At 38.5% G+C, this 26,673-nt stretch carries 29 protein-coding genes, 1 pseudogene and 1 riboswitch; of the genes and pseudogenes, 10 read left to right on the forward strand and 20 right to left on the reverse strand.

Annotated features, from left to right (window positions below):
- Positions 1–3: 3 nt before the first annotated feature.
- The gene (locus MKZ14_RS12665; RefSeq protein WP_339280016.1) at positions 4–438 is read right to left on the reverse strand and encodes a GNAT family N-acetyltransferase; all 435 of its coding nucleotides are present in this window, start codon (positions 436–438) and stop codon (positions 4–6) included.
- A gap of 183 nt (positions 439–621) precedes the next feature.
- Between MKZ14_RS12665 and MKZ14_RS12670 the strand changes: the two genes are divergently transcribed.
- Both MKZ14_RS12670 and MKZ14_RS12675 read left to right on the forward strand, forming a co-directional pair.
- Positions 622–1,788 carry an immunity 26/phosphotriesterase HocA family protein gene (locus MKZ14_RS12670; protein WP_339280017.1) on the forward strand — a complete coding sequence of 389 codons (1,167 nt, stop codon included), beginning with the start codon at positions 622–624 and terminating at the stop codon, positions 1,786–1,788.
- 115 nt (positions 1,789–1,903) lie between these two features.
- Positions 1,904–2,938: a YdcF family protein gene (locus MKZ14_RS12675; protein WP_339280019.1), complete on the forward strand. Its 1,035-nt coding sequence runs from the start codon at positions 1,904–1,906 to the stop codon at positions 2,936–2,938.
- A 62-nt stretch (positions 2,939–3,000) separates the two neighbouring features.
- Here the strand turns inward: MKZ14_RS12675 and MKZ14_RS12680 are convergent, their stop codons facing one another.
- The 9 genes and pseudogenes from MKZ14_RS12680 to MKZ14_RS12720 all read right to left on the reverse strand — a co-directional run bounded on the left by MKZ14_RS12680 (position 3,001) and on the right by MKZ14_RS12720 (position 10,630).
- Positions 3,001–3,468, reverse strand: coding sequence for a hypothetical protein (locus MKZ14_RS12680; protein ID WP_339280020.1), 468 nt, complete (start codon positions 3,466–3,468; stop codon positions 3,001–3,003).
- A 21-nt stretch (positions 3,469–3,489) separates the two neighbouring features.
- Positions 3,490–3,957 (reverse strand): DUF4259 domain-containing protein, encoded by a 468-nt coding sequence (locus MKZ14_RS12685; RefSeq protein WP_258860578.1) that lies wholly within the window; start codon positions 3,955–3,957, stop codon positions 3,490–3,492.
- Positions 3,958–4,132: 175 nt separating this feature from the next.
- Positions 4,133–4,494 (reverse strand): annotated as a pseudogene (locus MKZ14_RS12690) (hypothetical protein).
- A 17-nt stretch (positions 4,495–4,511) separates the two neighbouring features.
- Complete coding sequence (locus tag MKZ14_RS12695; RefSeq protein ID WP_339280021.1) at positions 4,512–5,207, reverse strand: DUF4274 domain-containing protein; 696 nt, start codon at positions 5,205–5,207, stop codon at positions 4,512–4,514.
- Between the two features lie 14 nt (positions 5,208–5,221).
- Positions 5,222–6,883 (reverse strand): DUF6138 family protein, encoded by a 1,662-nt coding sequence (locus MKZ14_RS12700; protein WP_339280022.1) that lies wholly within the window; start codon positions 6,881–6,883, stop codon positions 5,222–5,224.
- 63 nt (positions 6,884–6,946) lie between these two features.
- Complete coding sequence (locus MKZ14_RS12705) at positions 6,947–8,008, reverse strand: suppressor of fused domain protein (RefSeq protein WP_339280024.1); 1,062 nt, start codon at positions 8,006–8,008, stop codon at positions 6,947–6,949.
- Between the two features lie 345 nt (positions 8,009–8,353).
- Positions 8,354–8,902 carry a hypothetical protein gene (locus MKZ14_RS12710; protein WP_026023421.1) on the reverse strand — a complete coding sequence of 183 codons (549 nt, stop codon included), beginning with the start codon at positions 8,900–8,902 and terminating at the stop codon, positions 8,354–8,356.
- Positions 8,903–9,237: 335 nt separating this feature from the next.
- The gene (locus MKZ14_RS12715; RefSeq protein WP_339280025.1) at positions 9,238–9,960 is read right to left on the reverse strand and encodes an SDR family NAD(P)-dependent oxidoreductase; all 723 of its coding nucleotides are present in this window, start codon (positions 9,958–9,960) and stop codon (positions 9,238–9,240) included.
- 499 nt (positions 9,961–10,459) lie between these two features.
- Positions 10,460–10,630, reverse strand: a complete 171-nt coding sequence (locus MKZ14_RS12720; protein ID WP_167334361.1) for a hypothetical protein — start codon at positions 10,628–10,630, stop codon at positions 10,460–10,462.
- A 137-nt stretch (positions 10,631–10,767) separates the two neighbouring features.
- Between MKZ14_RS12720 and MKZ14_RS12725 the strand changes: the two genes are divergently transcribed.
- Complete coding sequence (locus MKZ14_RS12725; RefSeq protein WP_312124813.1) at positions 10,768–11,709, forward strand: SDR family oxidoreductase; 942 nt, start codon at positions 10,768–10,770, stop codon at positions 11,707–11,709.
- A gap of 530 nt (positions 11,710–12,239) precedes the next feature.
- Here MKZ14_RS12725 and MKZ14_RS12730 read toward each other — a convergent pair.
- Positions 12,240–13,220 carry a DUF2268 domain-containing putative Zn-dependent protease gene (locus MKZ14_RS12730; protein ID WP_339280027.1) on the reverse strand — a complete coding sequence of 327 codons (981 nt, stop codon included), beginning with the start codon at positions 13,218–13,220 and terminating at the stop codon, positions 12,240–12,242.
- A gap of 198 nt (positions 13,221–13,418) precedes the next feature.
- Here MKZ14_RS12730 and MKZ14_RS12735 point away from each other — a divergent pair, with 198 nt between their 5' ends.
- From MKZ14_RS12735 to MKZ14_RS12755, 5 genes are all read left to right on the forward strand, one after another.
- Positions 13,419–13,643, forward strand: coding sequence for a hypothetical protein (locus MKZ14_RS12735; protein WP_339280029.1), 225 nt, complete (start codon positions 13,419–13,421; stop codon positions 13,641–13,643).
- 251 nt (positions 13,644–13,894) lie between these two features.
- Positions 13,895–14,020 (forward strand): YjcZ family sporulation protein, encoded by a 126-nt coding sequence (locus tag MKZ14_RS12740; RefSeq protein WP_103118307.1) that lies wholly within the window; start codon positions 13,895–13,897, stop codon positions 14,018–14,020.
- Positions 14,021–14,379: 359 nt separating this feature from the next.
- Positions 14,380–14,664 (forward strand): hypothetical protein, encoded by a 285-nt coding sequence (locus MKZ14_RS12745; protein ID WP_036076476.1) that lies wholly within the window; start codon positions 14,380–14,382, stop codon positions 14,662–14,664.
- Between the two features lie 87 nt (positions 14,665–14,751).
- Complete coding sequence (locus MKZ14_RS12750; protein WP_048392488.1) at positions 14,752–15,228, forward strand: GNAT family N-acetyltransferase; 477 nt, start codon at positions 14,752–14,754, stop codon at positions 15,226–15,228.
- 206 nt (positions 15,229–15,434) lie between these two features.
- Positions 15,435–16,190 carry a hypothetical protein gene (locus MKZ14_RS12755; protein ID WP_339280031.1) on the forward strand — a complete coding sequence of 252 codons (756 nt, stop codon included), beginning with the start codon at positions 15,435–15,437 and terminating at the stop codon, positions 16,188–16,190.
- 45 nt (positions 16,191–16,235) lie between these two features.
- On the opposite strand, the gene MKZ14_RS12760 is transcribed toward MKZ14_RS12755, so the two are convergent.
- The 4 genes from MKZ14_RS12760 to MKZ14_RS12775 are packed head-to-tail and all read right to left on the reverse strand — an operon-like array spanning position 16,236 to position 18,398.
- The gene (locus tag MKZ14_RS12760) at positions 16,236–16,580 is read right to left on the reverse strand and encodes a hypothetical protein (protein WP_036218671.1); all 345 of its coding nucleotides are present in this window, start codon (positions 16,578–16,580) and stop codon (positions 16,236–16,238) included.
- Positions 16,573–16,908, reverse strand: coding sequence for a YolD-like family protein (locus MKZ14_RS12765; protein WP_009370357.1), 336 nt, complete (start codon positions 16,906–16,908; stop codon positions 16,573–16,575). Before MKZ14_RS12765 ends, MKZ14_RS12760 begins: the two co-directional genes overlap by 8 nt.
- Before the next feature lie 12 nt (positions 16,909–16,920).
- Positions 16,921–18,180: a UV damage repair protein UvrX gene (locus tag MKZ14_RS12770; RefSeq protein WP_339280035.1), complete on the reverse strand. Its 1,260-nt coding sequence runs from the start codon at positions 18,178–18,180 to the stop codon at positions 16,921–16,923.
- Positions 18,177–18,398: a transcriptional regulator gene (locus MKZ14_RS12775; protein ID WP_036077216.1), complete on the reverse strand. Its 222-nt coding sequence runs from the start codon at positions 18,396–18,398 to the stop codon at positions 18,177–18,179. Before MKZ14_RS12775 ends, MKZ14_RS12770 begins: the two co-directional genes overlap by 4 nt.
- Before the next feature lie 237 nt (positions 18,399–18,635).
- On the opposite strand from MKZ14_RS12775, the gene MKZ14_RS12780 reads away from it, so the two are divergent.
- Both MKZ14_RS12780 and MKZ14_RS12785 read left to right on the forward strand, forming a co-directional pair.
- On the forward strand, positions 18,636–19,292 hold the full coding sequence (locus MKZ14_RS12780) for a cupin domain-containing protein (protein WP_333003872.1): 657 nt from the start codon (positions 18,636–18,638) through the stop codon (positions 19,290–19,292).
- A 97-nt stretch (positions 19,293–19,389) separates the two neighbouring features.
- The gene (locus tag MKZ14_RS12785; RefSeq protein WP_036077220.1) at positions 19,390–19,872 is read left to right on the forward strand and encodes a DUF3231 family protein; all 483 of its coding nucleotides are present in this window, start codon (positions 19,390–19,392) and stop codon (positions 19,870–19,872) included.
- Between the two features lie 46 nt (positions 19,873–19,918).
- Here MKZ14_RS12785 and MKZ14_RS12790 read toward each other — a convergent pair whose 3' ends face one another.
- The 5 genes from MKZ14_RS12790 to MKZ14_RS12810 form a co-directional block, all read right to left on the reverse strand.
- Positions 19,919–22,525, reverse strand: coding sequence for a cation-translocating P-type ATPase (locus MKZ14_RS12790; RefSeq protein ID WP_333003874.1), 2,607 nt, complete (start codon positions 22,523–22,525; stop codon positions 19,919–19,921).
- Between the two features lie 253 nt (positions 22,526–22,778).
- Positions 22,779–23,969: an MFS transporter gene (locus MKZ14_RS12795; protein ID WP_333003875.1), complete on the reverse strand. Its 1,191-nt coding sequence runs from the start codon at positions 23,967–23,969 to the stop codon at positions 22,779–22,781.
- A 74-nt stretch (positions 23,970–24,043) separates the two neighbouring features.
- Positions 24,044–24,143: riboswitch (purine riboswitch) on the reverse strand.
- Between the two features lie 399 nt (positions 24,144–24,542).
- Complete coding sequence (gene lepB, locus MKZ14_RS12800) at positions 24,543–25,103, reverse strand: signal peptidase I (RefSeq protein ID WP_048392477.1); 561 nt, start codon at positions 25,101–25,103, stop codon at positions 24,543–24,545.
- Positions 25,104–25,252: 149 nt separating this feature from the next.
- Positions 25,253–25,363 (reverse strand): hypothetical protein, encoded by a 111-nt coding sequence (locus MKZ14_RS12805; RefSeq protein WP_016995537.1) that lies wholly within the window; start codon positions 25,361–25,363, stop codon positions 25,253–25,255.
- A 351-nt stretch (positions 25,364–25,714) separates the two neighbouring features.
- Positions 25,715–26,650, reverse strand: coding sequence for an LCP family protein (locus MKZ14_RS12810; protein WP_036077229.1), 936 nt, complete (start codon positions 26,648–26,650; stop codon positions 25,715–25,717).
- Positions 26,651–26,673: the final 23 nt, after the last annotated feature.

Here is a 26,673-nt window from a genome sequence, read left to right on the forward strand (position 1 = left end):
TCCTTAACCAATTGTTTTTTCAAATATAATTTTATGTCTGCCTTTTTCATCAATAAATGTTGAAAGTATATTGAAACCATGCTTGAGGTTGGTAATGAGCATGGTTTTGAATGTATTTCTTCCATATGTACGAACTTTGTGAAAGCCTAAAGTCTTGATATGTTCATGCTGTTGTTTCATTAATTGACTTGCAATTCCCTGACCTCGATATGCTACATGAACGCCACCCAACCAACTATAAAAAATACCATCTGGATGTGGGTAGCCTAGTTTAAAGCCGATCAATGTGTCACCTTCCACTGCCAATATGCAAAGAAGGCCTTCTTTCTTTTCTAGCTTTTCGAGTGGCAAATTAGCTCCATCAAAAACGTGTGCGTGGATTTCCTGTAATTGTTCAAGCCAAGCATAGGGTATGCCTTCTATTGTCACAATATGCATATTCATCACCTCTGTCTGTCATTATAGCAGTTCTATAGCCTGAAGAAAAAGGTAGGCATCTGCTCCAAAAGCAATTATTATCACTGCATAAAAGTAACTATTTTCCATCTAAGCTATTTTCGACACCCACCAAATTCAGTATACTTGACCAAAATACAAAACAATAGCTAGGAGGAAATCCGATTGACACCATTTACTAGTTGGTTAACCAATTCATTGCGCCCCTATTTCGGCCTACATACTTTAGAAGCACATTGGGAAACAATTCAGATTCGAGAGGATTATTTTATTTGCCTTGAAGGTGATCTCATTAAAAAAAGAATTTTCGTGAATGAGCATAGCTACCAAGAAGCGGATGTCGACATTTTAACGCGTAAGCGTGAAGTCATCGTCCCTCAAACCGCGCGTGGAAAAGAAAAGAAATTGAATTACACCAATATCTCCGCTGTGAAAGCTGCAGGCGTTGTTTTTTCTGCTGGTCTAGGTAATGAAAACCATCCATCTAGCTATATCACAGCTCGTAACACTAAAACATATTATCAGCTACCATTAACAGGCTTTGAGCATTTAACGACTAAGTCGGCTCTCTTGAATTGGTTACAGCAATTTCCCTCCCAGCTACCTGCAGATTACACAGACAAGCTAGAAAAGCTAACTAAAATGAAAAGTTTACGCTATAAGACGGTACCAGGTGATATTTTTCGTGTAGAAATCGATTTATTTGTAGATGGCTATGTGCTTGTCATTGGTGACTTACGTCAAATGCAAAAGGATCATCTATTTGGAGAAGATAGTATTTGGCATAATGTAATGACAATGCCATTGTTTGTACGGCCCTATTTGTTGACAACGACAGAGCGCCTGCCTTCTCTTGAGGAAATCATATCTGCTCCATTGGCCCCTCAAACACATATTGTGATGGATGACCATTTTATGCGAGGATGCTATGAAAAGATTGGCCATAAAATGTTAACAGAATCCGATATTGTATTTCCAATGGGCTATGGCGTGACACTAAACTATGGGAAAGAGCCTCGATACCGTTTATCCTGGGGAACAGGAACAATTAGTAAACCTGCACCTTCTACCTCCTATCAAACAGCTAGCCGCTTTACCAATCATGGTGTCTATGCAGGCGTTTCGAGTGATTGGTTGAAGCAAGAGGAAGGAATTGTAACAGAGTCGCTAGATCATCCACCTTTCCGCGAAGATCGTCAGCGAGCACTAGCTGAATTTAGTTTACCTGAAGATATCTCCTATGATGACTTTAATCGTCAAACGGGCGGATTGACCCGCACCCAATATATTCATTACCTCAATAAAACCTATCATCGTACACACAAAAAATAGAGGGAGCTTCTAGATGCGCCCTCTCCACTTTTTCATCGATGGTTGATTTCATCCAATAATTACTTATAATATAAAGATATCATTAACCAACTCCATCACTTGAGGTGCATTTTGTATGTATTTTGGCATTATCCCACTGATTCTTTTCATCGTTTTTCTTATTTCTTACTTCAAAGACCCAAGAAAAATGATCAACGGACTATTATTTAATCTATTTATCTGTTCATTTCTGCTATTCTGCGTCATGCTATCTTTAGCATCTGACCATTACTTTTTAAGGCTTATTGTCATTATTCCACTGATTGCCCTTTTCATCTTAATTCCTTTTGGTATTGTTGCTTTAATGTTTGGTTTATTTTTAAATGCGAGAGTATTAATGAAGCGAGAAGGTAGACGTTTAGCCAATTCCTTAACATTACTTGTGGCGATTGGCATTTTACTTTTTATCCTATTACCGATTATCAATCCAGCAAGTTTGTTTTCAGTCCACCTCCAGCCCATTTTTGGTGGAATTTCACTCATTACGTTTTATTTTTTTATCCATCTATCCAATTTTTTATCTGCTTATTTTCTCTACCAATTCAATCGCCCTCGATTGAATCAAGATTTTATTATTGTGCTAGGCAGTGGATTAATTAATGATAAGGTGCCTCCACTTTTAGCTAGTAGAATTCAAAAGGCAATTGATTTCTATCATAAGCAAGCAGCAGTGACCACTCCGCCTACCATTATTTTCTCTGGTGGACAAGGTCCTGATGAAAATCTACCCGAAGCTGAAGCGATGCAACGATATGCAATTGAAAAAGGTATTCCCATTGAGCATACACTCCAGGAGAACCGCTCCGTGAATACCTATCAAAATATGTTATTTTCTAAGCAGCTCATGGATGATCGGAAGCAGGGTGAAGCCTACAACAGTATTTTCACCACGAATAATTTTCATCTTTTTCGTGCGGGTATTTATGCAAGACTCGCAGGCTTAGATAGTCAGGGCATTGGCTCTAAGACAGCCTTTTATTATTGGCCTAATGCGATGATTCGTGAATATGTAGCGATTGTTGTAATGGCACGAAAACGACATATGAAAATGATTGGACCTATCGTGATCATTTCGATTACGCTATCTCTATTCAGCTTTTTCTTTGTATAAGAGTTCTAGCAAAAGGATTCGTACACTTTTTATAGAAAGTGTTTCGAATCCTTTAGCTACTGTTATACCCAAAATTTCTTCATCTGTTGTTCATATAATGTTTCATAGTAAAATTTTCGAGGATAGCGTTGCTCTTGTAATACCTGATAGAGAATGGATTGACCTTCCTCATAGCGAATCCCCTCCTCACAATTATCAAACAGTTTTCGTGTTAGCTGTCTTACTAGGTGAACATCTTTCGTGTTCACTCTCCAGCCAAATTGAATTAAATCCAGTTGATCGAGCGGATCTCGATAAGTATCAAGTACCACACAGACATGTGGCTGCTGCTTATTCGCAAATACCAAAACATGTCCTGTATGAATGGATTGACCAAAATAACGTTCGTAAATCTCCGCTATCGGTACTTGGATTTCAAGCACATTCATGATCGTCTGTAAAGTTGGATGTACTATATAGTCATCGCTTGTCTCATCTGGGTATTCAACCAACTCTGTGATTGAAGCCATTATCCAAAAATCATAGGTCACTTCCAATCACTCCATCTATTTTTATTGTGGCAAACGGTTAATCGCTTGTTCCACAGTTTGAATAAGATAGGCTAAGTTGGACTGCCATTCAGGCCAACTCTTGGACTCTTGCCATAATTCTACAATCTCTCTACTACCATGTTGATCAGGTACTTCATCTCGAATGTCCTGTAAATACCGCAATATAAATGTCAAAGAGCTTTCATCTACTACCCATTGTATTTGTCTATCCTTACTTTCTTGACCATAAATAGTTCCCGTATTCAGATATTGACTATAAAGCTCTGCCAAAGCCAGGGCACTCATATCGTAGAAAAAATCTATATCCTCCAATGTTTTACCAAAAAAGCCTTGCTGTTTCATTGCCTGTACAATACCCGATAATGTTAGCTGATTGGATTCCTTATGCTGTTCCATAAACTCCTGTAAAAACGCCACTACATCTAAACCTTCATCACTTTCCAATGCTTTGTATCCCCAAGCACCCATCTCACTGCACCTCTCTTTTTTAATCTAGTAAAGCTCTGGTAAACATAAAATCTGTACATTATTAGTGCATGACCATGGCAGCGGTCCATTATGGTATGCGCTCTTAAAATGCCTTCGCTATATCAATAATCCTCAGCATCCTTTGGTCCATTTTTTGATCGAATACTGCTCCTTTTTATAGGTAGGAGCCAAAGTAAAACTTCATCTTTTCCTGTGAATAGCCATCCTGTCCTCTCCAAGTCGCCATTGACATAAAATCAGTTCCACGTCCACGCTCCTTGCGATAATCATCCTTTGATACGAGTAGTCCCGCATAACCCCAGATTTCCATGATCACATCTCCTTTGTTAAGTATTTCTCATGAAGCTGTTGCAATCCTTGTACACATTCATCATGGGAAATCGTTAATCGATCAAACATCAAGCCCTTACTTTTAGCATATTGAAAATCTACTTCTGTATAGGTATAACCACCTGAACGCCATCCACCAGATTGCCAATAGGTTTGCATTAATATTTTCTTTGCTTTTTGGTCCATTACTCTCTCCTCGCTAGCTAGCACTTTAATTTTTCTTGTAAGGTTAGTGCCATCTCTTTCCATGGTCGCTTCCAATCGGAACTCGCTATCTCTTCCTCTGTTAGTGCTAGCCAATATTCTCCTTCCATTAGCTCAAACATATCTATCATGGTAATAGGGGCACAAACTGGATTAGCTAATGCTGTGAGCATAGGCTCGGGGCCATCATCCCAGTTATAGCTATTGACAATGGCATGTAAAATAACAGCTGATGATAAATTGCTTATGCGCTGGCACATTGTATTGTGAGAATCCTCGTATAAAATGGCATCAACTTGCTGTTGTTCTTCTGCATTCAAAGTGAGACGGATTGCACCTGGTGTATCTACCAATAAATCAGCTACTCTTGCATGCTCCCTTGCTGCAAACCAAGCTGTAGCGGTAATCCCCTCTGGCTCAGATAAATTTACACCCTTTGCAAGTAGTAAAGAAATCACTTCTTTCTGCTTAAACTTTACCGCTTTTTTCAGTGCTGTATCACCAAGCTTATCTCGTGCCTCCAAGTCTATATGCTGTGCCAAAAGAAGCTTGATTCCTTCATGTGGCATTCGATTTGTTATAAAAAGCATCAACGGTGTTCTCTCTCGTGCATCTCGCTCATTTACATCTAATTTACTAATGGCCTCCCGAACGACCTCTAAATCCTTGGATTTACTCACTTCCGTCCATTCCATTCATCTACCCCCTCTCAGGAATCCATCCATTGCAGTAATTTCTCAAGTTCTTCCCTTATTGGTGCTGATTCTTGCTTTAGTCGCTGAGCAAGCTTCTTGGAACTTCCAAATATTCGATATAAAACAAATGGACGCTGATAATCTGCTTTCTTTTCAAGCTCTTGTCCGAGTGCCACGAGCAAATCTAAATCCATGATGTCAATGTCCTTTATTGGCTTTGCTGATTCACTTGCACCAAGTAAAATAGCTACAAACACAGGCATCCTCTCTACTGATAAGCCATGAGCTTCAAGAAAAGCTTCCGCATAAGCATCTTGCACGGATTGATGCTCTGTATCAACGAGTAACATATATCGTTGAACAAGCGGAAAATAATCCTTACTATAAAGCCCTAATCCAAAAACCGCATAGGTGCTGGGCATAGCTGATTTTTCGCTCGGCTCAACATCCTGGTACCAAGCAAATTCCTCCATAGCAAGCTGGGCATAGTCCGCTAATAAAGGGAAAAGATTTGGATATTGTAGGCAATTGGCGAAAAATTGATGAAGCTTTGATTTTGCTACCTTTTTAATAGGAAGATAATTTTTCGCTTTACTCTTTAAAGTCAGCTTATAGCCCTTTGGAAAACCTTCTTCTAACAGTTGAATGATATAGTAAAGGGCTTCACGATAAGCGTTTTCCTCTTCTACCATCACTCGTATATCAATCGTTTGTAAAATATCATTTGCCTGTCCTTCGAATACATCCCGCTTTCTTATACTTTCAAAACGACCGCTTCCTTTTTCCAAATAATTAGCTGCCTGCTGCGAGCCAAGCTGCCTCGCAAGTTCCAAGTATTCTAATCGAGTGGCTGGCTCTTTTTGACCAATCTTCAACGCGATATAAAGAAAGAAATCTAGTTTTTCCTGCTCTAGTTGCTGTACCGAATCCTCTGTTTTCAATACCCACTCTTTTCTATAATCGCCTGCTTGTTCAAAATAGTGCGTTAAAAAATGCTCCTCTGCCCACTGCTTAAAGGCCATTGTATAATAATAAATCCATTTGTCTAAACGTTCTTTATTGGCCCGATGCTTTTCTTGAAGCCGATGAATAAGTGGTTCGACTTCCTCAGCTGTTTGATGGAAAAAATGTGGATTGACCAAATGCTGCGCAAGGAAAAATTCATCATTGTCACTTGGTCTGACTGGTAGCTCTGCCATCACCTTTGTTTCTATAAAGCTTGCCAGCACTTGTTTCGTAGACGCCAGTTTACGATTATTCAACAGCTCCTTTTGATAATGAAGCACCGTTTTATCATGCTCAAATTCAAGCACGACCTCAAAGCGGTAATCAAAAAATCGGGGACCGTATTGCTCAGATTGAAATACTTCCTCTGCTTTAGTACATAAAGCACTAAAAAGCTCTTCAATCTGCTGGACATTTGTAAATTCTTGTATGTATGAACCCGCTTCCACCTTATAGGAGCTATCACTCCAACTAAATGGCTCATAAACATCTATAAAGATTGTGCCATTAGGACTTTTCCCTTTTTTCCAGGCGACTTTCAAATATTGAAGGATGCCTGCTTGTAACCTACTTTGCTCTTTTAGGTCTGTTATTCGTTTACTCTCTTGTTGATAAACAGCCGTGAGTTGCTCCCACACAGCCGCTAGAAAATGCTCTACACACTGCTTCACTGTAAAACCTCCCTTTCTATTGTTAGAGAAAAATCTCCCGCTAAAGCTAGCGAGAGATCCATCTTATCCGATTGTTTTCACAACCGCTCCTTCTTGATTTTTAATATGTGTCTTCAAAATTTGAAAGCTTACACCAGCTAAAGAAGAAATAGTGAATTGACTTTCTTGCGGTATCAGCCTCTGACTTAATTCTTCTACCGCTGCCTTGTTCAATGTGATCTTAATCTCTTGACCATTCTCAGAATAACCTACCTGAGGGCCTGCTCTAAATATGATCGTTATTTGTTGACCGACTAAGCTAAGATCTTTATCTTTCAAAATGCGTCCACGTAATAATTTACTAATGACAGCTGCTTGCTTTGCCCCGAGTTGAACGACATTAGACGGTTTGTTAAACCAGCCCTTTTTTTCTACTTCCCAAGCGAGTTGATCTACGAAAAGAAACCCCGTATTCGAACCATCTTCCTCCATTCCTCGCGCAACTGCCTCGGCAACTTCAGGATTTTGTAAGAGAGAAGTTCTTGTTAAATCCGTAATATAGCTTGGTATTTGCCGAATGCCAGCCTGTAGCACACCAAGCGTATTCCATGTCTGCATCGCTTCTAACTCATCCTCTGAAATACCAACCATTTGGATAAACTCCATCTTGCCATTTGGTGTATCGATTTCAGCAAGCTCTGGATCATGTGTAAAGGCTAGTGCAGTTAATTGCGTGTCAGCATCGAGACAAATTGGACCATTTGCATCCAAATAATCTCCCGCTCTAAAAACATTCCCACTATTAAACACATATCTGCCCATATTCTGTAGTAAATTCAATGCCCAAGCAGGTGGCTCGTCCTCATCTAGTTGACGTACTAGTCGAAATGTTAATTCAAATCCATATCCACTATAGTCCTTGTTTTCAAATTCCTTTTCATATAGTTCCGAGAAGCCATATGTAACAAAATGCCAATGTGGAATGGATGTTTCACTTTTATAAACACTAATTCCATCTAAGGGATCTTGTCCTCCTAGTGAATAGGGAATCAATGTCCCATAATGCTTTGGCTCCTGCTCACCATATACCTGTGCTAATGCCTGATCAATCGCATCCCAACCAACTGCTGCTATTTCATCACTCATGTCCATATCCTCCTTGCTGATATTCACTCGTAGAACGTACGTATCTATTATTTATGATAGCAATTTTATGGTGATTCTTTTAACAGGAATAGGACTCATTTTCCAGTTTCCAGCAACTAGGTTTATTGACATTCTATATGGGGTAAATATGACTAATATTGATGACGCCTTAGCTTGCTCGAAAAGTATTGGGGCACCATTGAATCAAAAAGTACAACTTGTCTCACCACTAATAAGGAAGGGCGTTTTCTGCTGAAAGATAAAAAGACAATCCTCTTGCAAAAGAGAAGATTGTCGCGTGAGTGTTTATTTTTCTATTTAAACGTCAGGTAGTGCATCTATTCATTAACCATATAGCATAGCTGGCTCACGAACTGTTTGTAAATAATCTGCCAGTTTCCCTGCAAATACTTTCTCTAAATACGGTAATTGCGCTAGGCAATGAGGCGTCATTAATGCTGGGTTTTGATATATTTTTAGCCCTCCCACCTTTAGTAGCGTCGCTACAAACTGGGAACAAAAATAAGCACGCTCACGTCTCACTTCCTTTTGCATCATCACACCAAAAAGTCCGATAAAATTATATTTATAGCGATCTCGATTCCAGTACATATAACGGACAATTTTCATCATGTCTAAATATTGATAATGTGATATACGACAGCGATAAATAACACAATCCGCACACTCAAATAGCCCTCTTTCTGCATCCTCTCGTAAAAAGCCCCCACTTAACGGATTGTTCAATTGCCTTCGACCAAAGCTATACATCTCAAATAGTCCCTCATCAAAGGCTATGGATGCATGATTCATCTCCTTGCCCGTATACATGCCGATCGCTTTTGATAATAACGTCCCTGTTTTGGTTAATACTATGTAAATCGTATGTGCCATATCTTCACCTACTTCAATATTCTCTCCTACTACCAATACGTTTTAAATCTTCAAATGGTTTCGTAAATTTCCTTTTTTTATAATTATACATAGCGAATCTTAAATATTTCCTAGTAGAACCTGAAGATTTTCTTAAGATTTAATAGGCTGGAAGTGTTTTTAGTATTTGATTATGACGATGAAAGGATGTTGATTTTTTTACTACCTTTATTTATATGAGCTTACTTGTAGTGTTATGTGTGAGGGGATCGCGAAAATTTTTTCTAAGGGAAGGCATTCATTTATCCCTTTTATAAAAAGACGCTACTCAATATTGAGTAGCGTTCACTGAGTAATCATGCATTTAAATCTGTTATAGCTGGGACATTAATTTCTTTTACACAGGAGACTGCTGATAGATTAATTATACATTGCACAAGAGATACAATATCCTGTACGGGGATTCGTGTACCTTCATATAAATGAATGGCTTTTTCAGCTCCCTCTTCATAGGGTACTTCTGCTGCCAGTTCACCAGGATTAATGCATGTGACAGAAATTTTATCTTTCCTTAAATGTTCACGCAGTGCATTTGTAATGCCCCTTACGCCGAATTTAGATGTGACAAAAGAAACTTGTGCATTGTTTGTGTGATCTAAGCCCGCTGTAGATCCAATTAAAATAACCTTTCCCTGCTTTGCTTGTCTTAGGTTAGGTAAAAGTGCCTGAATATATGTAATAGTAGAGGTTAGATTGATATTGATTAATTTTGAAATATCCTCTACTTCATCCTTATCAAATGTATAATTATCTTCAAAACCATGCTTTTCCCACACACCCACATTATAAATTAATACATCGAGCGGAATGCCTTGTAACACTTCTTTTAAAGTGGAAATTTGTTGTTGACTAGACAGATCAATGGATAGCCAATGACGATTTACTCCGTCATTTAGTTCTAAACTATTAGGTCTCGTTCGTGCTACCATCCATACTGTATCTCCTTTGACAGGTAAACCCTTAACAAACGCATCTCCCAATCCTTGACTAGCTCCAAATATAATAAAATTCCTACTCATATTATCACCCATTCTCATCACTAAAATGTAGTTACCTGTATCTTTTACTCTACCTAAAGCTTGGTATCTATCAATTATCTTTGAGTGAAAGGAATTTCTGCCATTCAAACCTCTCATAACGGAAAAAATTCAATAACTTTCACCTTATTCGATCTTAACTTATTTAATGCTAGTAATCTCTTTTTATCACTTGTAAAGGTAACCTACAGTTAACCTTATTTTACTTTTTCACCACTCTCTATCTTACTTTATATTTAATCATAATTAATAAAATTTATAGGATTAAGCATGCTATCATTTTGTGGGTAGTGGTTAATACAGGTGAATGATGAAAAGAAACAATTACGTTCGTTTTATTTTGTTTTCATTTTTTTAGTGAATCACCTACCTGTCGTTGCAAATAGTTTTGAGAATATAAAAAAACTCCCAAATTAGCTGCAACAAGAAGCCATCGAATGTTGAAAAAATAACAACACCAGATGGCTTCCTCGTTTACAGGTTATTCATTAGCCCAAATTGGATAATATGACTCGTAGATTGGGTAGCTATAATAAGGTGGTCTTACGCCAATCGTTGGTGTTAACCAGGTGTCTTTCAAATAATGGATCTCTAATGTAGACGCTTCATTTTCTAATAATCGTGTCACTTCTGGGAAAAATTCAACCTCCATTTTCAGTCCCCCTGTTTCCTTCACTGCTTGTTTGGATGTTTAACACAAAAAGCTAAGCTTTCATAGTATATGTTGAAAAGGAGGGATTGGTTATTACTAATCCGAATGACAAGGACTATCGTGAATTATTAGCACAAATCCACTTTTATCAAAAGTGGTTTGAGGACAATAAAAAGGAAGATCCGTACCCGCAATATCCTGTCTATGGGAAGATTACACAATATAAAGAAGTGCCACTTACTCAACCTGAACAAAGACAATTACGCCAACCGGGATTGGAAAGCTTAATGGTCCCTAAGCCCATCATTGAAAATCCTCATTATAAAGGGAGTGGTAAATTAAAGGGAAAAGTCGCGCTTATTACTGGGGGTGATAGTGGGATGGGTGCGGCTGCTGCCATTGCCTTTGCGAAAGAAGAGGCTGATGTGGCCATTGCTTATTTAGATGAGCATGAAGATGCGCTAAGAACGAAAAAAAGAATTGAAGAATTAGGACAAAAATGTCTGCTGCTTCCTGGGGATCTTCGCTTTAAAAAACAATGTGTAGACATTGTTTCCGAAACGATAAACACTTTTGGTCAATTGGATATTTTATGTAACCATGTTGGGATTCAATTTCAGCAAAATGAGCTGACAGACATCACGGATGAACAGTTTGATGAAACCTTTAAATTAAATGTATATGCTCACTTCTATACGACAAAAGCTGCTCTCCCTTATTTACGAGCAGGAAGCTCCATTATTGGCACTGCCTCCGTTGTGGCTTATGCAGGAGAACCTTTACTCATCGATTATTCCGCTACAAAGGCGGCAATCGTAGGCTGGACTCGTTCCCTAGCAAAAAGCGTTGCCAAAAAACAGATTCGTGTGAACGCGATAGCCCCTGGTCGTATTTGGACACCACTTATACCTTCTAGCTTCTCCTCTGATGAAAACGCCTTACACGGAACCAATTTATTTAACCGAATGGCTCAGCCCTTTGAAGTCGCCCCTACTTTTGTCTATTTAGCATCAGATGATTCTAGACATGTTACAGGGCAAGTCTTGCATGTGGATGGTGGCGAATCAACCAATTCATAATTGACGCCATATGGTTTAATAGCAAGACTTAAAATATGTGACAAAATTTTCAACCATAGCAGGCAAGGGAAAAACACCTGTTATTTATCCATGATGCCTCGGATTCTACCTATAATAAAAGCTTTACACCCTTATTTCAATTACTTTTCAATTTACTTACAGTGGTAATGTTCTTAAGTTCTTTCACATACATTAATGTCGGGATAGCACCTTTAACATCGCCCCCAAGATGTTTTTGTACAATGCTATCCCTTTTTACATACTCTGTTTAGTTTTTGAAATTTCCCCAAGTTTTAATTCATTAATAAGCCGTTGCATTGTTCTTGGGAAGGTTCTCCTCATTCCAATCATCCTAATAGGACTGTGCGGCATTACATAAGCCACTGCGATTTAAAACCGTAGTGACTTATTGTTTGTTTTTTCGATTGAGAAATTCCTATCATTATGCTGCATGTTTTACTAGTTCACGTTGTAATCAGTAAAAGTGCTCTTTAATTTTGAACTTTCACAAATAAATGTCACCAAAATAGTTATTGATAGTGTTCCAAGTATTTTCCTTCTTCGAAAATTTCTTGTGCACTTAAGGCTGTCCAATCCTCTGGTGTTTGATCAGGATGCAAGTCAAGATAGGATTTAACCATCTTATAGCCTTCACTGTAACCATAATTATACGGTAATTCTTTGCCACCATGGACAATCTCTAAGGAACGTTTTAAGTTAGACTTGTTTAAATCTGGTTCAATTTGAGACCATAATTCCTTATTGTAGGTCAAGTCCACCGAAATCAGGTTGATGTCAGGAAATACGGACTTTTGGAACATGACGGCTTTTCCTTCGAAGACTATATTATCCAAAATCGAAAACGTGTTAACTTTATTCGTATGCTTCTCCGCCCAAACGCTGTGATGGTATTCATGGGCAATGGTTCCCTTTAAATATTCATCTGAACCACCTAGAGAATACGGAATGATAATTTTGCCCGCCCCAACTGCGAATGGTATCCTATTATTGGTTGCGGAAGGGAATACGCAAACGGCTACATCGCTTTGAGAGGGTAAGAGATCTGCGGATTTCAAAAGCGATTCTTGAATGAGTTGATTGATTTCTGCTTTATGCGTCTCCATTTTTTCACTCACCACTTGTATTTCTGTTAGCCTGCTAGGAACCGTATTAAGCAGAGTTTCTGCCATATGATAATATTCCCCATTTTCAAAACAATCCTGGTAGATCGGTTGAATAACTTCCTTTTTATACAGATCCAGAGTTTCCGAGCTTGAAAGATTCGGATTCTCTTTGACCTTTTCCATATACGGATAAAACAGTTGATTGGCATGAATGATTTTGTATTTTTGTTTGGTTTGAGGGTGCTCAAATGAGAACACCATCTCTTCATCATCTGTTATTTGCTTTTTCTCATGAAGTTGGCTCTCACTTTTTTCTGTTGGTGTACAGGCAGCAAGCATAAGTAGTAAGAGACCTAGAATAAAGGTGATTCCCTTTTTAAATTTCATCCATTCTCCTCCCAATCGTTAATAACTAAAATTCTTTATAACCCCATATATAACTTATATTACCATAAAAATAGTAATGAAAGAATGATTGATTTGTCAGTATTTAGTTAGCATCTCCACAAACAGAGTGTATGATTTTGTGAAGGTAAGAACCTCTAGCCACGCCTTTCATATATTATAGTGAAAGGAGTGGCTATTGTGCCTTGGCAACATAAAATTCCGTATTTAATCGGTCAGCCTGTTGGTGTTTCTTTTACAAATGGTCAAGGAACTTCTGGTGTCCTCTGTGGCGTATCAGGAGGAAAACTGTTTGTTCTTGAATATTTGTATCAAAGTCAATTTGCCTTAAAGCAATACGACCTTCATATGATTCATGATGTGAACGGCTTCCCCCCTTGTCATACGCAGCAGCCGTTATACTAAAAAAACATCCTAGAACGGATGTTTTTTTACATCGTGTTGAATACCAAAACAATTAGTAGTATTTGTTTCATTATTCTTGATGCTATACAGGCTAACAACTAACTCAAGCTACTATTCCATCATAATAATAAAGTAAAGCTTGCACCGCTTTATTCCCGAATGAAGGGACAACTCATTTTTTCTCTACTCGCTAATACCCCCCTTTTGTCCAATACATACTTTAAAAGAAAGAAAGAAAGGAGGTGTGTTTCATGAGTTACTGTAATTTCAATAATTACTGTGGCGGGGACAATGGAAGCGGCAATAGCTCTACATTCGTGCTTATTGTTGTACTATTCATCCTTCTTATTATCGTTGGTGCTAGCTTCATGTGTTAATTGATTGTCTCAGGCTTTAGCCTCTGTTCATTACAGAAGCTAAAGCCTTTTTACCATGAATCGCTACCACAGCTATTCAAATCTCCTCCCCTTTTCGTTTTTTTCTAGCTCATTTATTTTTACTCACAATTAAAAGTTAGTCATTTAGATAGATAACTATCTTAAACCGCTAGCTTCACATAATAATAGTAGTGTAAAGTTCTTGTAACTTTACTTTACACTCCTTTTGGTACTTGGGGTCACTTTCGTCCGAGTGACCCTGTTCTAGCAACACACATTTAGTTTCTCCTTTTCCCTATCAAGCGGAATCATCGGAACATTCCTACAACAAATTCGTTTTTATAGGAAGGAGGAAAACAATGGGAATTAATTTAAATCTCTGGTCATTTATCTTATCTTTGGGCTGTATTCTATTATTTTTTCTATCAGGTTCAATGAAAGACTTCTTTGACACCTATCTTCATTTCCATCCATTACTGTTGACACTACTCTTGTCTATTGCCTGTTTCTACCTAAGCCTGGTCGGTATGAAAAATGTTAAAAATTTAACGACCTTGCTTCGAGGAATTTTAACAATGGTCATTACACTTATTGTGATGATTAGTATTTCTTTTATTTTACTTTTTGGTACCCTTTTAAGTTAAAATGACCTACCCCCACATTATTTTAATACAAGCCTCCTTGACGAACGTTTGTTCTATGGGTAAACTATTAGAAAAGGAGGCTTTTTTATGCAAGAAACAACGAATATTGAGTTAGTACATTTCTCTGAAAGCTATGTAGAGCAGTTAAATCGTTTTGAATTACCTGAAGAACAACACCAATTTACGGCACTTCCTCAAGAGATTTCAATCGAGAAGGTCGGACAGTATCCAATTGTGATTTTAAGTGGTGGCGTACCTGTCGGCTTTTTTGTGCTTCATGCAACGGACAGAGTCCAACAATATTCTAGTAATCCTCAGGCAATGTTACTAACTGCCCTGTCCATCGACCATCAGCAGCAAGGTAGGGGCTATGCTAAAAAGGCTATGTCTGCACTTGCTGATTTTGTGAAGCAGGAGTTTAAAGAATGTAATGAAGTAGTGTTAGTCGTCAATCATAAAAATATAGCTGCACAGAATTTATATGTCAAAGTAGGCTTTATGGATCATGGAGAAAGAAGAATGGGACCTATTGGTGAACAAATCGTTATGAATTTGCCATTGTAAAGAAATCGTCACTCATTTGCTTTTCAAAATGCGAGACGTACCTTACAAACAATGGAATTCTATTTTCCCCTACCATCTCTAAGAATTTCATTGTTACACCTCCACTCCCTGGCATATAAGCTTTTCCTTCACGAATTCAACTGCTATGGGGCATGTTTATACAGTATAATAAAGTCAATTAGCTATAGAAAAGGTGGAACTAGACATTGAAAAAAGAGATGTGGCTATGGTTATTAGGAATTTCTCTACTAGCTGGATGTAGTGTTACTGTTCCAAATGAGACAGTAAACACCCCTGCTGAACAGGTCTCATCACAGCTGGAGATACAGCATGAGGCTCCATTGATCGCCGTTTCCGATGATGAGAAGGTGAAATTATTTGCACGAAATGAAGCACAAAATGAAATTACAGAGGTAACTTTAGATATTGGTGGTAAGCGGAAAAATTTTGACTGGACAATCCCTGATACAGGAACTAAACCTCAGTTATTCTATACAGATCTGACAAATGATCATAAGGAAGAGGCTGCTATTATTATCCAAACTGGACGAGGGACAGGCCTCAATCACTATGAGATTCATGTGGTAAATGGAGAGGATTTATCGGAGATGAATGTCCAACATTATGAAGACATCGTTGCACATACTATTGAATCAACGATTACGAAAAAAGATGATGGCACATTAGCGATTACGATGAAAGCACAGGGAAAAGAATCTACATTTGATTATGACTTTGATCCAGCACCAGATATCAATCAAGCGCAACTTGCTTTCGGTGGTGTGGTCATTTATACAGTAGAAAATCAAAAAATAATGTTAAACATCCCTGGATCGATTGGCATCTCACCTATTTATGTAGCCGATGTTCGTATTACCTATCAATTTAATCGTACTAACAATGAGTTTCTTGTTGAGCAAATTGATGTGAAACCTATCGAGAATAAAGCCGCCAAAAGCTGACCACTCCTGTCATCAGCTTTTGGCTTTTTCGTCGTAGACGTAAGCCTAGGCATTGTGTAAATGTTTATTCATTAGCTCTTCGACTTGGGTTTTTAACGCTTGATTGGCATAGCGTAGTACCTCATCATTGCCTGCGGTAGCCACCTGCACATCACTAAAATAATCATCAATTCGATGCCAGCCAACTAATCGTATTTTTTGCTGGGCGAGCTGACGTTTTAATTGAAAATAATCTTTGTGTAGCTGCTTTAATAAGGCATCCATAGCAGGTAAAAATACACGCTTCATCTTAAAATGCTCCGCCACTGTTAGATCGTGCTGCAAGGATTTCACAGCTAAATCAAGCAGCAAATATTGATGTAATAATCGTCGTTGCTCTCCATTAATCACATCCATCATCTTCTATACGAGCAGCATAAATGTACCTTAACGGGATGTGCTTCGTTGTGGTAATGGTTTCTAGTAGCAGCTGGTCCTCGTTCATCGCTTGAATGGTACCTCCCCATTGCACATAGTTACCATGTTCCCATATAGTTAACATAATATAGTTATGCTGTGTGAATGCTTGTGTGATTATTTGCTGTAATTCTTCAAGCTCCCATTCAGCATGTTCCCGAGGCAACTCTGTCAACACCTCTTGTTTCCATGCCTTCAAAAGCATTAAATGCTCTGGTAGCATCATCGCTGTCCATTTCATCGTTCCTCTATCTCTGATCATTTTTTCCACTCCTTATGCTAAATGCCCGCCCACTAAGCGATTCCGTGAAATAGCTGTACCAGCGCTGGTATAGGAGGCTGCGCGTAATAAGGCCACCACTCCATATTTTCTACGAATCGCATCCATGACATGACCAATGACCTGTCGCTGGTCCTTACGCTCATCAAATAAATCAAGCTGAATGCTACGCTCTGGCTCTAAGTTTGTCAGTCTAACAGATAATTGACGCGCTGGCTCACCCGCAAAATGCTCATCTAGTAAGTCCAGACAAGTCTGATACATAACAAGGGTCTCATTGGTTGGACTTTCGATGGTTCTTGAGCGATGGAACCCTTTCGTCATCGCATTGCGACTGTAAGAGAGCCCCAAGCTAACAGTCCGCCCGACATAGCCTGCTTCTCGTGTACGTCGCATCACATCCTCACACATTTCTAGGAGTACAACCGCAATATCCTTTCGTGTGTGATAATCCTTCATGAGCATTTGGCCCTTCCCAAAGCTTAACGCCGCATTGTTCACTAATGGCTCACCTAATGTGGAGAGATCAATGCCCCATGCATGGTAATAGTATTGATTACCCATAATACCAAAGCGCTTTTCTAATTCGGCTAAATCGGCATGGGCTAATCCACCGACTGTTTGAATGCCCATCGCATTTAAATTGGCTGCCATCTGTTTCCCAATCCCCCACATATCAGACAACGGACGCACGGGCCAAAGCTTTGTTGGCACATCGGCATAGGTCCATTTGGCAAAGCCTGTTTTTTTTGCCTCTAAATCTAATGCTAATTTAGCCATCAGCATGTTTGGTCCCATGCCAATAGCGGACGGAATGCGGAACTTTTCATAGATGTCTTCCTGAATCAATTTGGCTACCTGCTCAGGCGAACCCCAAAGTTGCTCTGTGCCTGTTAGATCTACAAAGCTTTCATCCACACTATAAACATGGATCGCCTCTGGAGGGACATATTGTGCAATCAGACGCGTAATGGCCATGGACATCTCTAGAAAAAAGGACATTTTTGGTTCAAACAACTTAATGTCTGGATGTTTGGGAATTTCATAGCGCCGATTCCCTGTTTTAATGTTAAATTTTTCTTTCATCACTGGTGATGCAGCCAGTACAATACTGCCAGGTTGTTCAAAATTACCGATGACGGCAATTGGATCTGTCAGCACATCTAGCCCTTCTAGCATGGCAATACAGCTTGCATAAAAGCACTTCATATCAATACAAAAAATATCTTTCTGTGGGAAGTCGTTGTAATTCATATCACCTCAGACTCCCGTTGGAGAATGGGCAGAAGTGCTAGAACATTGTTAATACGAAACGTACGCTTCGCTAGCCTTGTAAAGCAAAAGGCGGTAAAGGAATCACCTTTAATATGGATGATTTTCACACGCCTTTTCGTAATGGCACCTGATTTCGCTATATACATCATGTGAACGATTTGGTGACGATGCATGGCTTTTATCAACTGTTCTTTCATGTTGAATGCTCCTTTACTGACTCTGTTTGCGTTCATGTTGAACAGAGTTTTTAATAACCAAGAACAAACGTTTGTGTTTTTATTATACGCACATATGTTCTGAAATAGAAGTGGTAATTTTAGCTAATTTTCATCCTGACAGAGCTAGCTGTAGCTAGGCATTTGTGTAAGTCTAGGAGCACCTGAAACATAATCTATGATGATGAATAGCTCAATTACATGAGAAAGGATGTAAGTATGAGCTCAAATATCGATTATAGCGCCCCTTCTGCAGCGTTCACTTTTGATGTCAATAAAAGTACGCTTTTTAAAAAAGACTCCCGAAATTACATTAATATTCTCGGTGTGGAACAATTAAATACATTAGAAAATACATCTTTGCTTGATATTTTTTTAAGTAAGGACAATGTCATCGAGCCACATTACCATCAAAATGCAGCAGAGCTTGTCTATTGTATTGCAGGAGCCGCAACGGTTTCTCTATTGAATCCCTTTACCAAGAAAATTCAAAACTATCCTATCAAGCCTGGGCAGGTTGCCAATGTACCACAGGGCTGGTGGCATTATGAAGAAGCCACAGAAGATGACACGCATCTACTTGCTATTTTTGATGCGCCAACGCCAGAGGTCATTTTAGGCTCGGATATCTTAAAATTCACACCAGCCAATATTATGGCCCATACGTATTGTTTAGATGAAGAACAATGGAAGAAAACGATTGCACCGATTGTTCCTACGACTTATATCGGACCAGCAAAAGGCTGCAATCGTGTCCAATCAGCAACCGATCAAGCCCCTTATAAACCAACCATGCCACAGCAATATATGAAACCATGTCCATACCCTTCCCCATACCGTTACCCTTCTATGTATCCTTATGGCACCTACTATTAGCGACCTCTTATACATTTTTTATTGTAAAAGATGAATAGAATGTCATTTACTGCTCCATCCTAATCTTAAATCAACCTAAGAGTTAGGAAGTGTCAGGATGACAATGATAAATGAAAATCTAGCATCACTACGATTTAAGGAGATTTTTAAGCTTTGGTCACAGCTTGGGATCAATCAAGGCTATATTGCTTCAAGTCATGCTTTTTTTAAGCATACGCGTGATAAAAACTTAAAAATCCTTACATTGGAATTTATTCAATGTTTAAAAGAGGAAAATAAACAGCTAACACTGCTATTAAAGGAAAATGGTGTGTTAGCACCAACAGCATCGATAGAATACGGTAAAATGAAAATAACGGATATTCGCGGAAAATCCTTCATTAATGATGGCGAAATTAGTGCTATTTTATCGATGAATATTGCCTCCTCTTTGATTGCCGTAAGCCAAGCTTTAGAACTGGCAGTAAAGAAAACACATCTAACCAAATATGGTGAACTCCATATGCGTTATGCGCTACTTGGAGCGAAATTGATTGACCTAAGTAAGAGTAAAGGCTGGTTGTTAGCCTCTACACACTAAAAAGAAGCCTCCGTTTTATAACTAACGGAAGCTTCTTTTTTTATCTTTATCGATTTCTCACGAACAATAGCTTATACCATTGATTGACTAGGAATGGTAACACCGATAGGCTATAAATAAAGCCTAGCTGTGCTAGTGTTAATGGAGCCACCTCAAAGACCGTTGTAAGCATCGGCATAAACAAAACAATGTGTAAACTTAGCACACCAATGATAAAGGCGAACCATGTATATTTATTCGAAAATATACCAATCGCAAAGATGGATTGTTTGGATCGGGAATTAAAGCCATGCACTAACCTTGACAAGCATAGTGTTGTAAAGGCCATCGTGCTTGCTGTTAGCGTATCACCTGTCGATAAACCGATTTGAAACGCAATAATGGTGGAAATGGCGATTAATATCCCTTCAAGCACAACTTGTGTGGTAAAGGCTTTATTTAATAAAGGGGTATGAATGTTTCTAGGCTTGTCCTTCATTGTTTTCTTATTATTTGGCTCTAAACCGATGGCAATAGCAGGCAGACTATCTGTTAATAAGTTGATGAATAGTAGATGGACAGGTGCGAAAGGAACAGGTAAGCCCAGAACCGTTGCATATAACACGACAAAAATAGCGCCTGCATTTCCAGATAATAAGAACAGAATAGCATTTTTAATATTTGTATAGATGCTACGACCATTGGCAATTGCCTTGACAATCGTTGAAAAATTATCATCCGTTAAAATCATGGATGAGGCATCTTTTGCAACCTCTGTGCCTGTCACGCCCATAGCCACCCCAATATCTGCTTGCTTCAGAGCAGGTCCATCATTGACACCATCTCCTGTCATGGCCACAACATGTCCTTTATCCTGCCATGCTTTAACAATTCGAATTTTTTGGGCTGGTGTAACACGGGCATACACAGAATAATCCTGTACTTTCTCTTGCAGCTCTTGATCAGTTAAGCCTTCGAGCGCATGTCCCTCTATAGCTTCAGCTGGATTTTTCAAAATACCAATTTGTTCGGCGATCGCGGTTGCTGTAATTTTATGGTCACCTGTAATCATGACGGGCTTAATGCCTGCCTTTATGCAGCTTTCCACAGCCTCTTTCGACTCTTTTCTTGGCGGGTCCATCATCGCCACTAAGCCGACAAAGATTAAATCTCGTTCCGCTCGTGGATCGACTTTTTGTAGAGGCAATACCTCCTTATAAGCAATGGCTAACACCCTTAAGCCATTCATAGAAAAATCACGGTTCACCGCCTCGATTTTCTGGCGATGCTGCGGGGTTATCTCAAAAATACCTGTTGATGTTTTGATTCGCGTCACTTTTGGCAAGAGTACATCCAGAGCCCCTTTGGTAATCATGATGGATTGCTTGTCCATCTGATTGACAGTGCTCATGAGCTTCCTCGCCGAATCAAATGGAATTTCAGCCAGTCTTGGATATTGCTCACGTATATTCAATTCATCTAAACCATATTGTTTCCCCAATTTCACAAGCGCAATTTCTGTAGGATCACCAATTTCTTTCTGCTCGCGCTCGACAGCATCACTACATAAAAGCGCTTTTACCATTAACTCTTTTTCCACTGGGTTCGTTGGATTAAGCCAATCATGGGGAATCTTCTTCTGATCTACAAAAACTTCCTGTACCACCATTTTATTTTCTGTTAAAGTACCTGTTTTATCAGAGCAAATGACCGATACACTCCCCAAGCTTTCCACAGCATAAAGCTTGCGAATAATTGCATTTTCCTTCGCCATCTTTTGGGTGCCAAAAGCTAATACGATTGTCACGATGGAACTCAAAGCCTCGGGGATAGCCGCAACGGCAAGAGATACGGCAAACATAAAGGACTCTACTAAGGCTCGTCCTCGGATAAGGTCAATCGTAAAGATTGCTAAACAAATCAGCGTAATCCCTAAGGCTAACTTTTCACCGAATTGATCGAGACTAATTTGTAATGGTGTTTTCTTTTCCTTGGCTGTATCGAGTAAATTCGCAATTTTTCCGATTTCCGTCTGCATCCCAATTGCCGTAACCATCACGATGCCACGTCCATTGGTCACAAAGCTTCCTGAGTACACCATATTTTTTTTATCCGCAATGGTGATATTGTTTTTTCGAATAGGGTCGGTACTTTTTGCCACAGCAATCGATTCGCCTGTAAGAGAGCTTTCGTTGATGTGTAAATTATGGCTTTCTAGTAGTCTTCCATCCGCATTAATATAATCTCCCGCCTCCAACATCAGAAGGTCCCCTACTACAATTTCTTCAGAAGGAATTTCTACTAGTTGATTATGACGCATGACCTTGGCAATGGGAGAGGTCAATGCTTTTAGATTATCTAATGATTGTTCAGCCTTCACATGCTGCACTGTACCTAAAATGGCATTTAAAATAACCACGATCATGATCACAATGGTGCTTTCTACTTCTCCTAGTAGAAAGGAAACGAAGGCAGCAACGAGTAAAATGATGACCAATAAATCTTTGAATTGGCCCATAAAAACAGCCAACGTACTTGTCTTTTTCCCTTCCTCTAATACATTATAGCCATAGACTTGTTGCCTCTTTTGGACGTCATCATCAGTCAAACCTTGCGTGGTGACGTTCAATATCTTCATGACTTCAGCAGTTGATTGTTGATGATATTCAGTCATTGAGTTCTCCTTCCATTTACAAGATTTGAAAGTCTCCTACTATTTTTCTTAAAAATAATATTCGCTCTTAAAATCTCAAACTCCTCAAATCTGTAAATTCATTAACTACAACAATCTATTCCATAGGTAATTAGAGTATGCTAAGAAACCATAGAGAATTTAATTTTGGGAAGTGTACGAAAATAGATTCATGCAAACCAATTAAAAAGGTATTGGGATGGCTTTCCCAATACCTTTCAGGGCTATCGTTCGATTATGAATGATGATGTGCTGACTGATAATCTACGTGCTGCTCCTGTCCAAGAGGTGCCCTTTTAATAGAAAAGATCGCGCAGCCTAATGCACAAAGAACTAGAATCGTACCAAAGCTAGCTAGGTGCATAACAGAACCTGTCCAAGCAAACATTGCGCCACCAACTGCTGATCCGATAGAAATACCAATTTGCAGGGCAGCTGTATTTAAGCTTTGCTGAATATCCGATGATTGAGGATCCACCTGAATTAAGTAATTTTGTAATGGCGGTGTCAGTGCCCAGCTCAACGCACCCCATAAAACCGTAAATACTAAAAACAGTGGAAGGGCAATAATTGTATAAGGAATACTAAATAAGACAATGGCAAAAGCTGAGACAATTAAAATAATGGCTTTACTTGTGCCAATTTTATCACTCACCCATCCACCTACAGCATTTCCACTAACAGAGGCAATACCAAAAATTAAGTAACAAATACTAACCCATGAAGCATTCATATCAAATGCCTCTACTAAAAATGGTGTTAAATAGGCGTAGAGCATGTAATGGCCCGCTAGCATAAATAGGGTAGTTAACTGTGCTGTCAGGATTTTTAAATTCGCCAGCGATTTAATTTGCGCCTTGAGTGGCACTACTTCTCCAATTGGCATTTTTTCAAGTAATAAAGCAATTAATATCATTGAAATCGTTGATAGGATACTAATACCTAAAAATACAGCTCGCCAGCCAAACGCTTCTGTAATAAAAATACCCATTGGCACACCGATCACCAGCGCAGAACTTACCCCCATAAAAACAAGCCCCAGTGCTTTAGCACGATGGCGAGGCTCTACGATTTTAGTTGTAATCGTTAATGATAAAACAATCACTAACGCTGTACTCATAGCTGTGAAAATACGTGCGATTAGCACAATGATAAACGTTGTACTAAAGAAGGTCATTAGATTTCCTAACGTAAAAATAAATAAAGAAATAAGGAATAAGCGCTTGCGTTCCACCTTAGCTGTCAAGGATAGTAGGACAGGCGCAGAAATCGCATAAACAAGTGCAAAAATAGTAATTAATTGTCCCGCTGTCGCTAAAGACACATCTAAATCCTCTGCAATATTTGGCAGGATTCCACCAACAATTAATTCAACTAACCCTACTGCAAAGGTAGTCACAGCAAGAATATAAACTCTCCAATTCATCGTAATCTCCCCTTCGGTACACGTTCATTTTTGTAGGAGATTGTTTTAAAACAAACTAAAAAAATCCTGACTACAAAAATGAAGCAAAGTTTTGTAGTCAGGATTTTATGGTTCCTGGTAGAGACCCTCAATCCATATTATTGAGGTTATACAGATCAAATATTTACTTTAGCTATAGTAGCACATCAAAATTTCATTGACAATAGCTTTTTTCATAGAATTCATTGCCTCTAAAAATCTTTTTGGCAAGAGAAAATTTCGATTTTCTGCTTATATTTCGACGAATTTGACCATATATATAAACATACAATAACTATTTTACGAGGTGATTGTTTGCGTATAGTAGGATTTGTCTGCTATTTTTTAATACTATTTTATGGCGTAGAATTAGTAGAAGAAGCGTTCACAAATGAAGAACCAGCAATGCAATCTCCCATGAAAAGTAAGCCATCGCCCATCAAGGAAACCGTTGAAAATTCAAGGATTTGTGTCTATTATCCCACTTATAAAAGCTGTACCGATTTACCCCAACAATAAAAAAGAGGCTACTCAATAGAGTGACCTCTTTTTTCATCATTTTGAGCCAATATGAAAATGACTAAATGGATAGAGTATTAATTTTGATTCACCATATACAGCATCCTCTGAAATTAAACCATAATGGCGACTGTCACTACTTTTTAGGCGATTGTCACCAAGCACAAAATACATGCCCTCTGGCACTTCTTTTTCATTCACTAATTGCTCCAATGTAAAGTTTTCCGTAATGCGCAATTGATTAGGATCATCCGTTTGACGGTTCACATAATCTTCTTTGTATGCTTTGCCATTGACGTACAATACATCGTCTTTCATTTCCACTTTATCCCCTGGAAGACCAATGACACGTTTAATATATAACTCATCTTCGACAGGTGATTGGAAAACAATTTGATCGAAACGCTCGATTTTACTTGTTTTGCTTACAATAATAATATCCTTATCGTGATAAGTCGGATACATAGATGCTCCCTGCACTTTAATCGGCGCAAATAAAAATTGCTTACAGCCAAAAACAACAACAGCTGTAATGACAATAATTTTGATGTAGGATAATATTTCTTTTTTTAGATTGGATGTTTTTTCCGCTTGCATGCTCATTCCCCGATACTGTTTTTTTAATAGTATAACATTTTCTCACTATTATTGACGAATGAATCACACAAATTGTTTCCTATTCATAGAAAAATAGACAAGGCTACAAAGTAACATTGTCTAGAAATTGATATTTTGCTGTTTCATCGTTATGAATGGTTAGTTTGTGTAGCAGAGTGATGCTGCTCGTTTAATAAATCTACTGCTAATACGATACCCACTGGTAATGCAAATGCTAATAAAATTGTGCCTATAATCATCACAATCACTCCTTTAACCATTTCTAATGTCAGTATACACTTAATTTTCTGATATTTCAAGAAATATCGAAAAAAGATGAATAACAGCAAAAAAATCATTCAACTAGGCATGCACCCTACCTGAATGATTTTTTATCCCTTACATAAATAATTTTAAACATAATACTTGTAGGCCTCTAATTGCTGATTGGACTGGATTTTTTCGCACTTTACGTTTAGGTACATAGCTTTGCATGCAATGATTCAGCGCTGTATACCTCAGCACCTGGGTCCTCCCATTCATTCATCTCCCTCCCCTCGTGGCCAAAAAGTTAACAACTAATATGCGACATTTGTAAGCAACTTGCTTACTTACTTTTTTAAATGGTTTTGTAAATCTGTTTGTATTTTTTGAAGCTCTGCCTCATTCGGAATATAGTACCAAATGCGGTTAATCCTTTCACCTTCGCCCTCTTCAAACGATAACTGCTCAATATCCTTATCCATTTTTTTATAAATACCTTGTAGCTGAATAAGGTCCTTCACTGAAAAATTCATGCGAACATTGTCACCTAGTACATTCAACATATCGGTTGCTTTTAATAATGTTGATGGTGTGGAGGCTTTTTTCATCACCGCTTCAATGATTTGACGTTGTCGAATTTGACGTCCAAAATCACCTCGTGGATCTTCATAACGAATACGAGAAAAAATAAGGGCCTCATTACCATCTAATGTGATTTCTCCCTTTGGATAATGGTAGTCGTCAAAGGTTAAATCCATATCATTATCGATTGTTACGCCACCCAGCGTATCAATAATTTGTAAAAAGCCCTCCATATTAATAAATACATAATAATCGATGGGTATATTTAAAAAATTTTCGACCGTATCCACAGCCATCGGGACGCCTCCAAAGGCATAGGCATGATTAATCTTATCTACTGTATCATGACCAACGATTTCTGTTCGAGTATCACGGGGTATACTAAGCATTTTCATCGTCTGCTTTTCAGGATTCACAGTGATTACAATCATGGTATCGGAACGACCACTATCATCTTTTCGTTCATCGACCCCAAGCATTAGAACCGAAAATGGATCTTTTTTAATCACTGTTTTTTCTTCTGGTTGTGCTGCATCTGTTGTTTGAATAAGTGGTGTATTTATTTTATTCATAGTTTTTTGGATGGTAAAGTAGGCAGTACCTATAAAAATCAAAAAAATTGCTAATAGGCTACCAACAATCCACAGCCATAATTTTTTCTTGCTCTTTTTCTCTTTTGAGCGTTTCATGTTTTTTTCCATACATAAGTCCTTTCTTGCTTAAC

The organism is Lysinibacillus sp. FSL P2-0066 (genome assembly GCF_037969495.1).
Classification (GTDB): Bacteria; Bacillota; Bacilli; order Bacillales_A; family Planococcaceae; genus Lysinibacillus; species Lysinibacillus boronitolerans.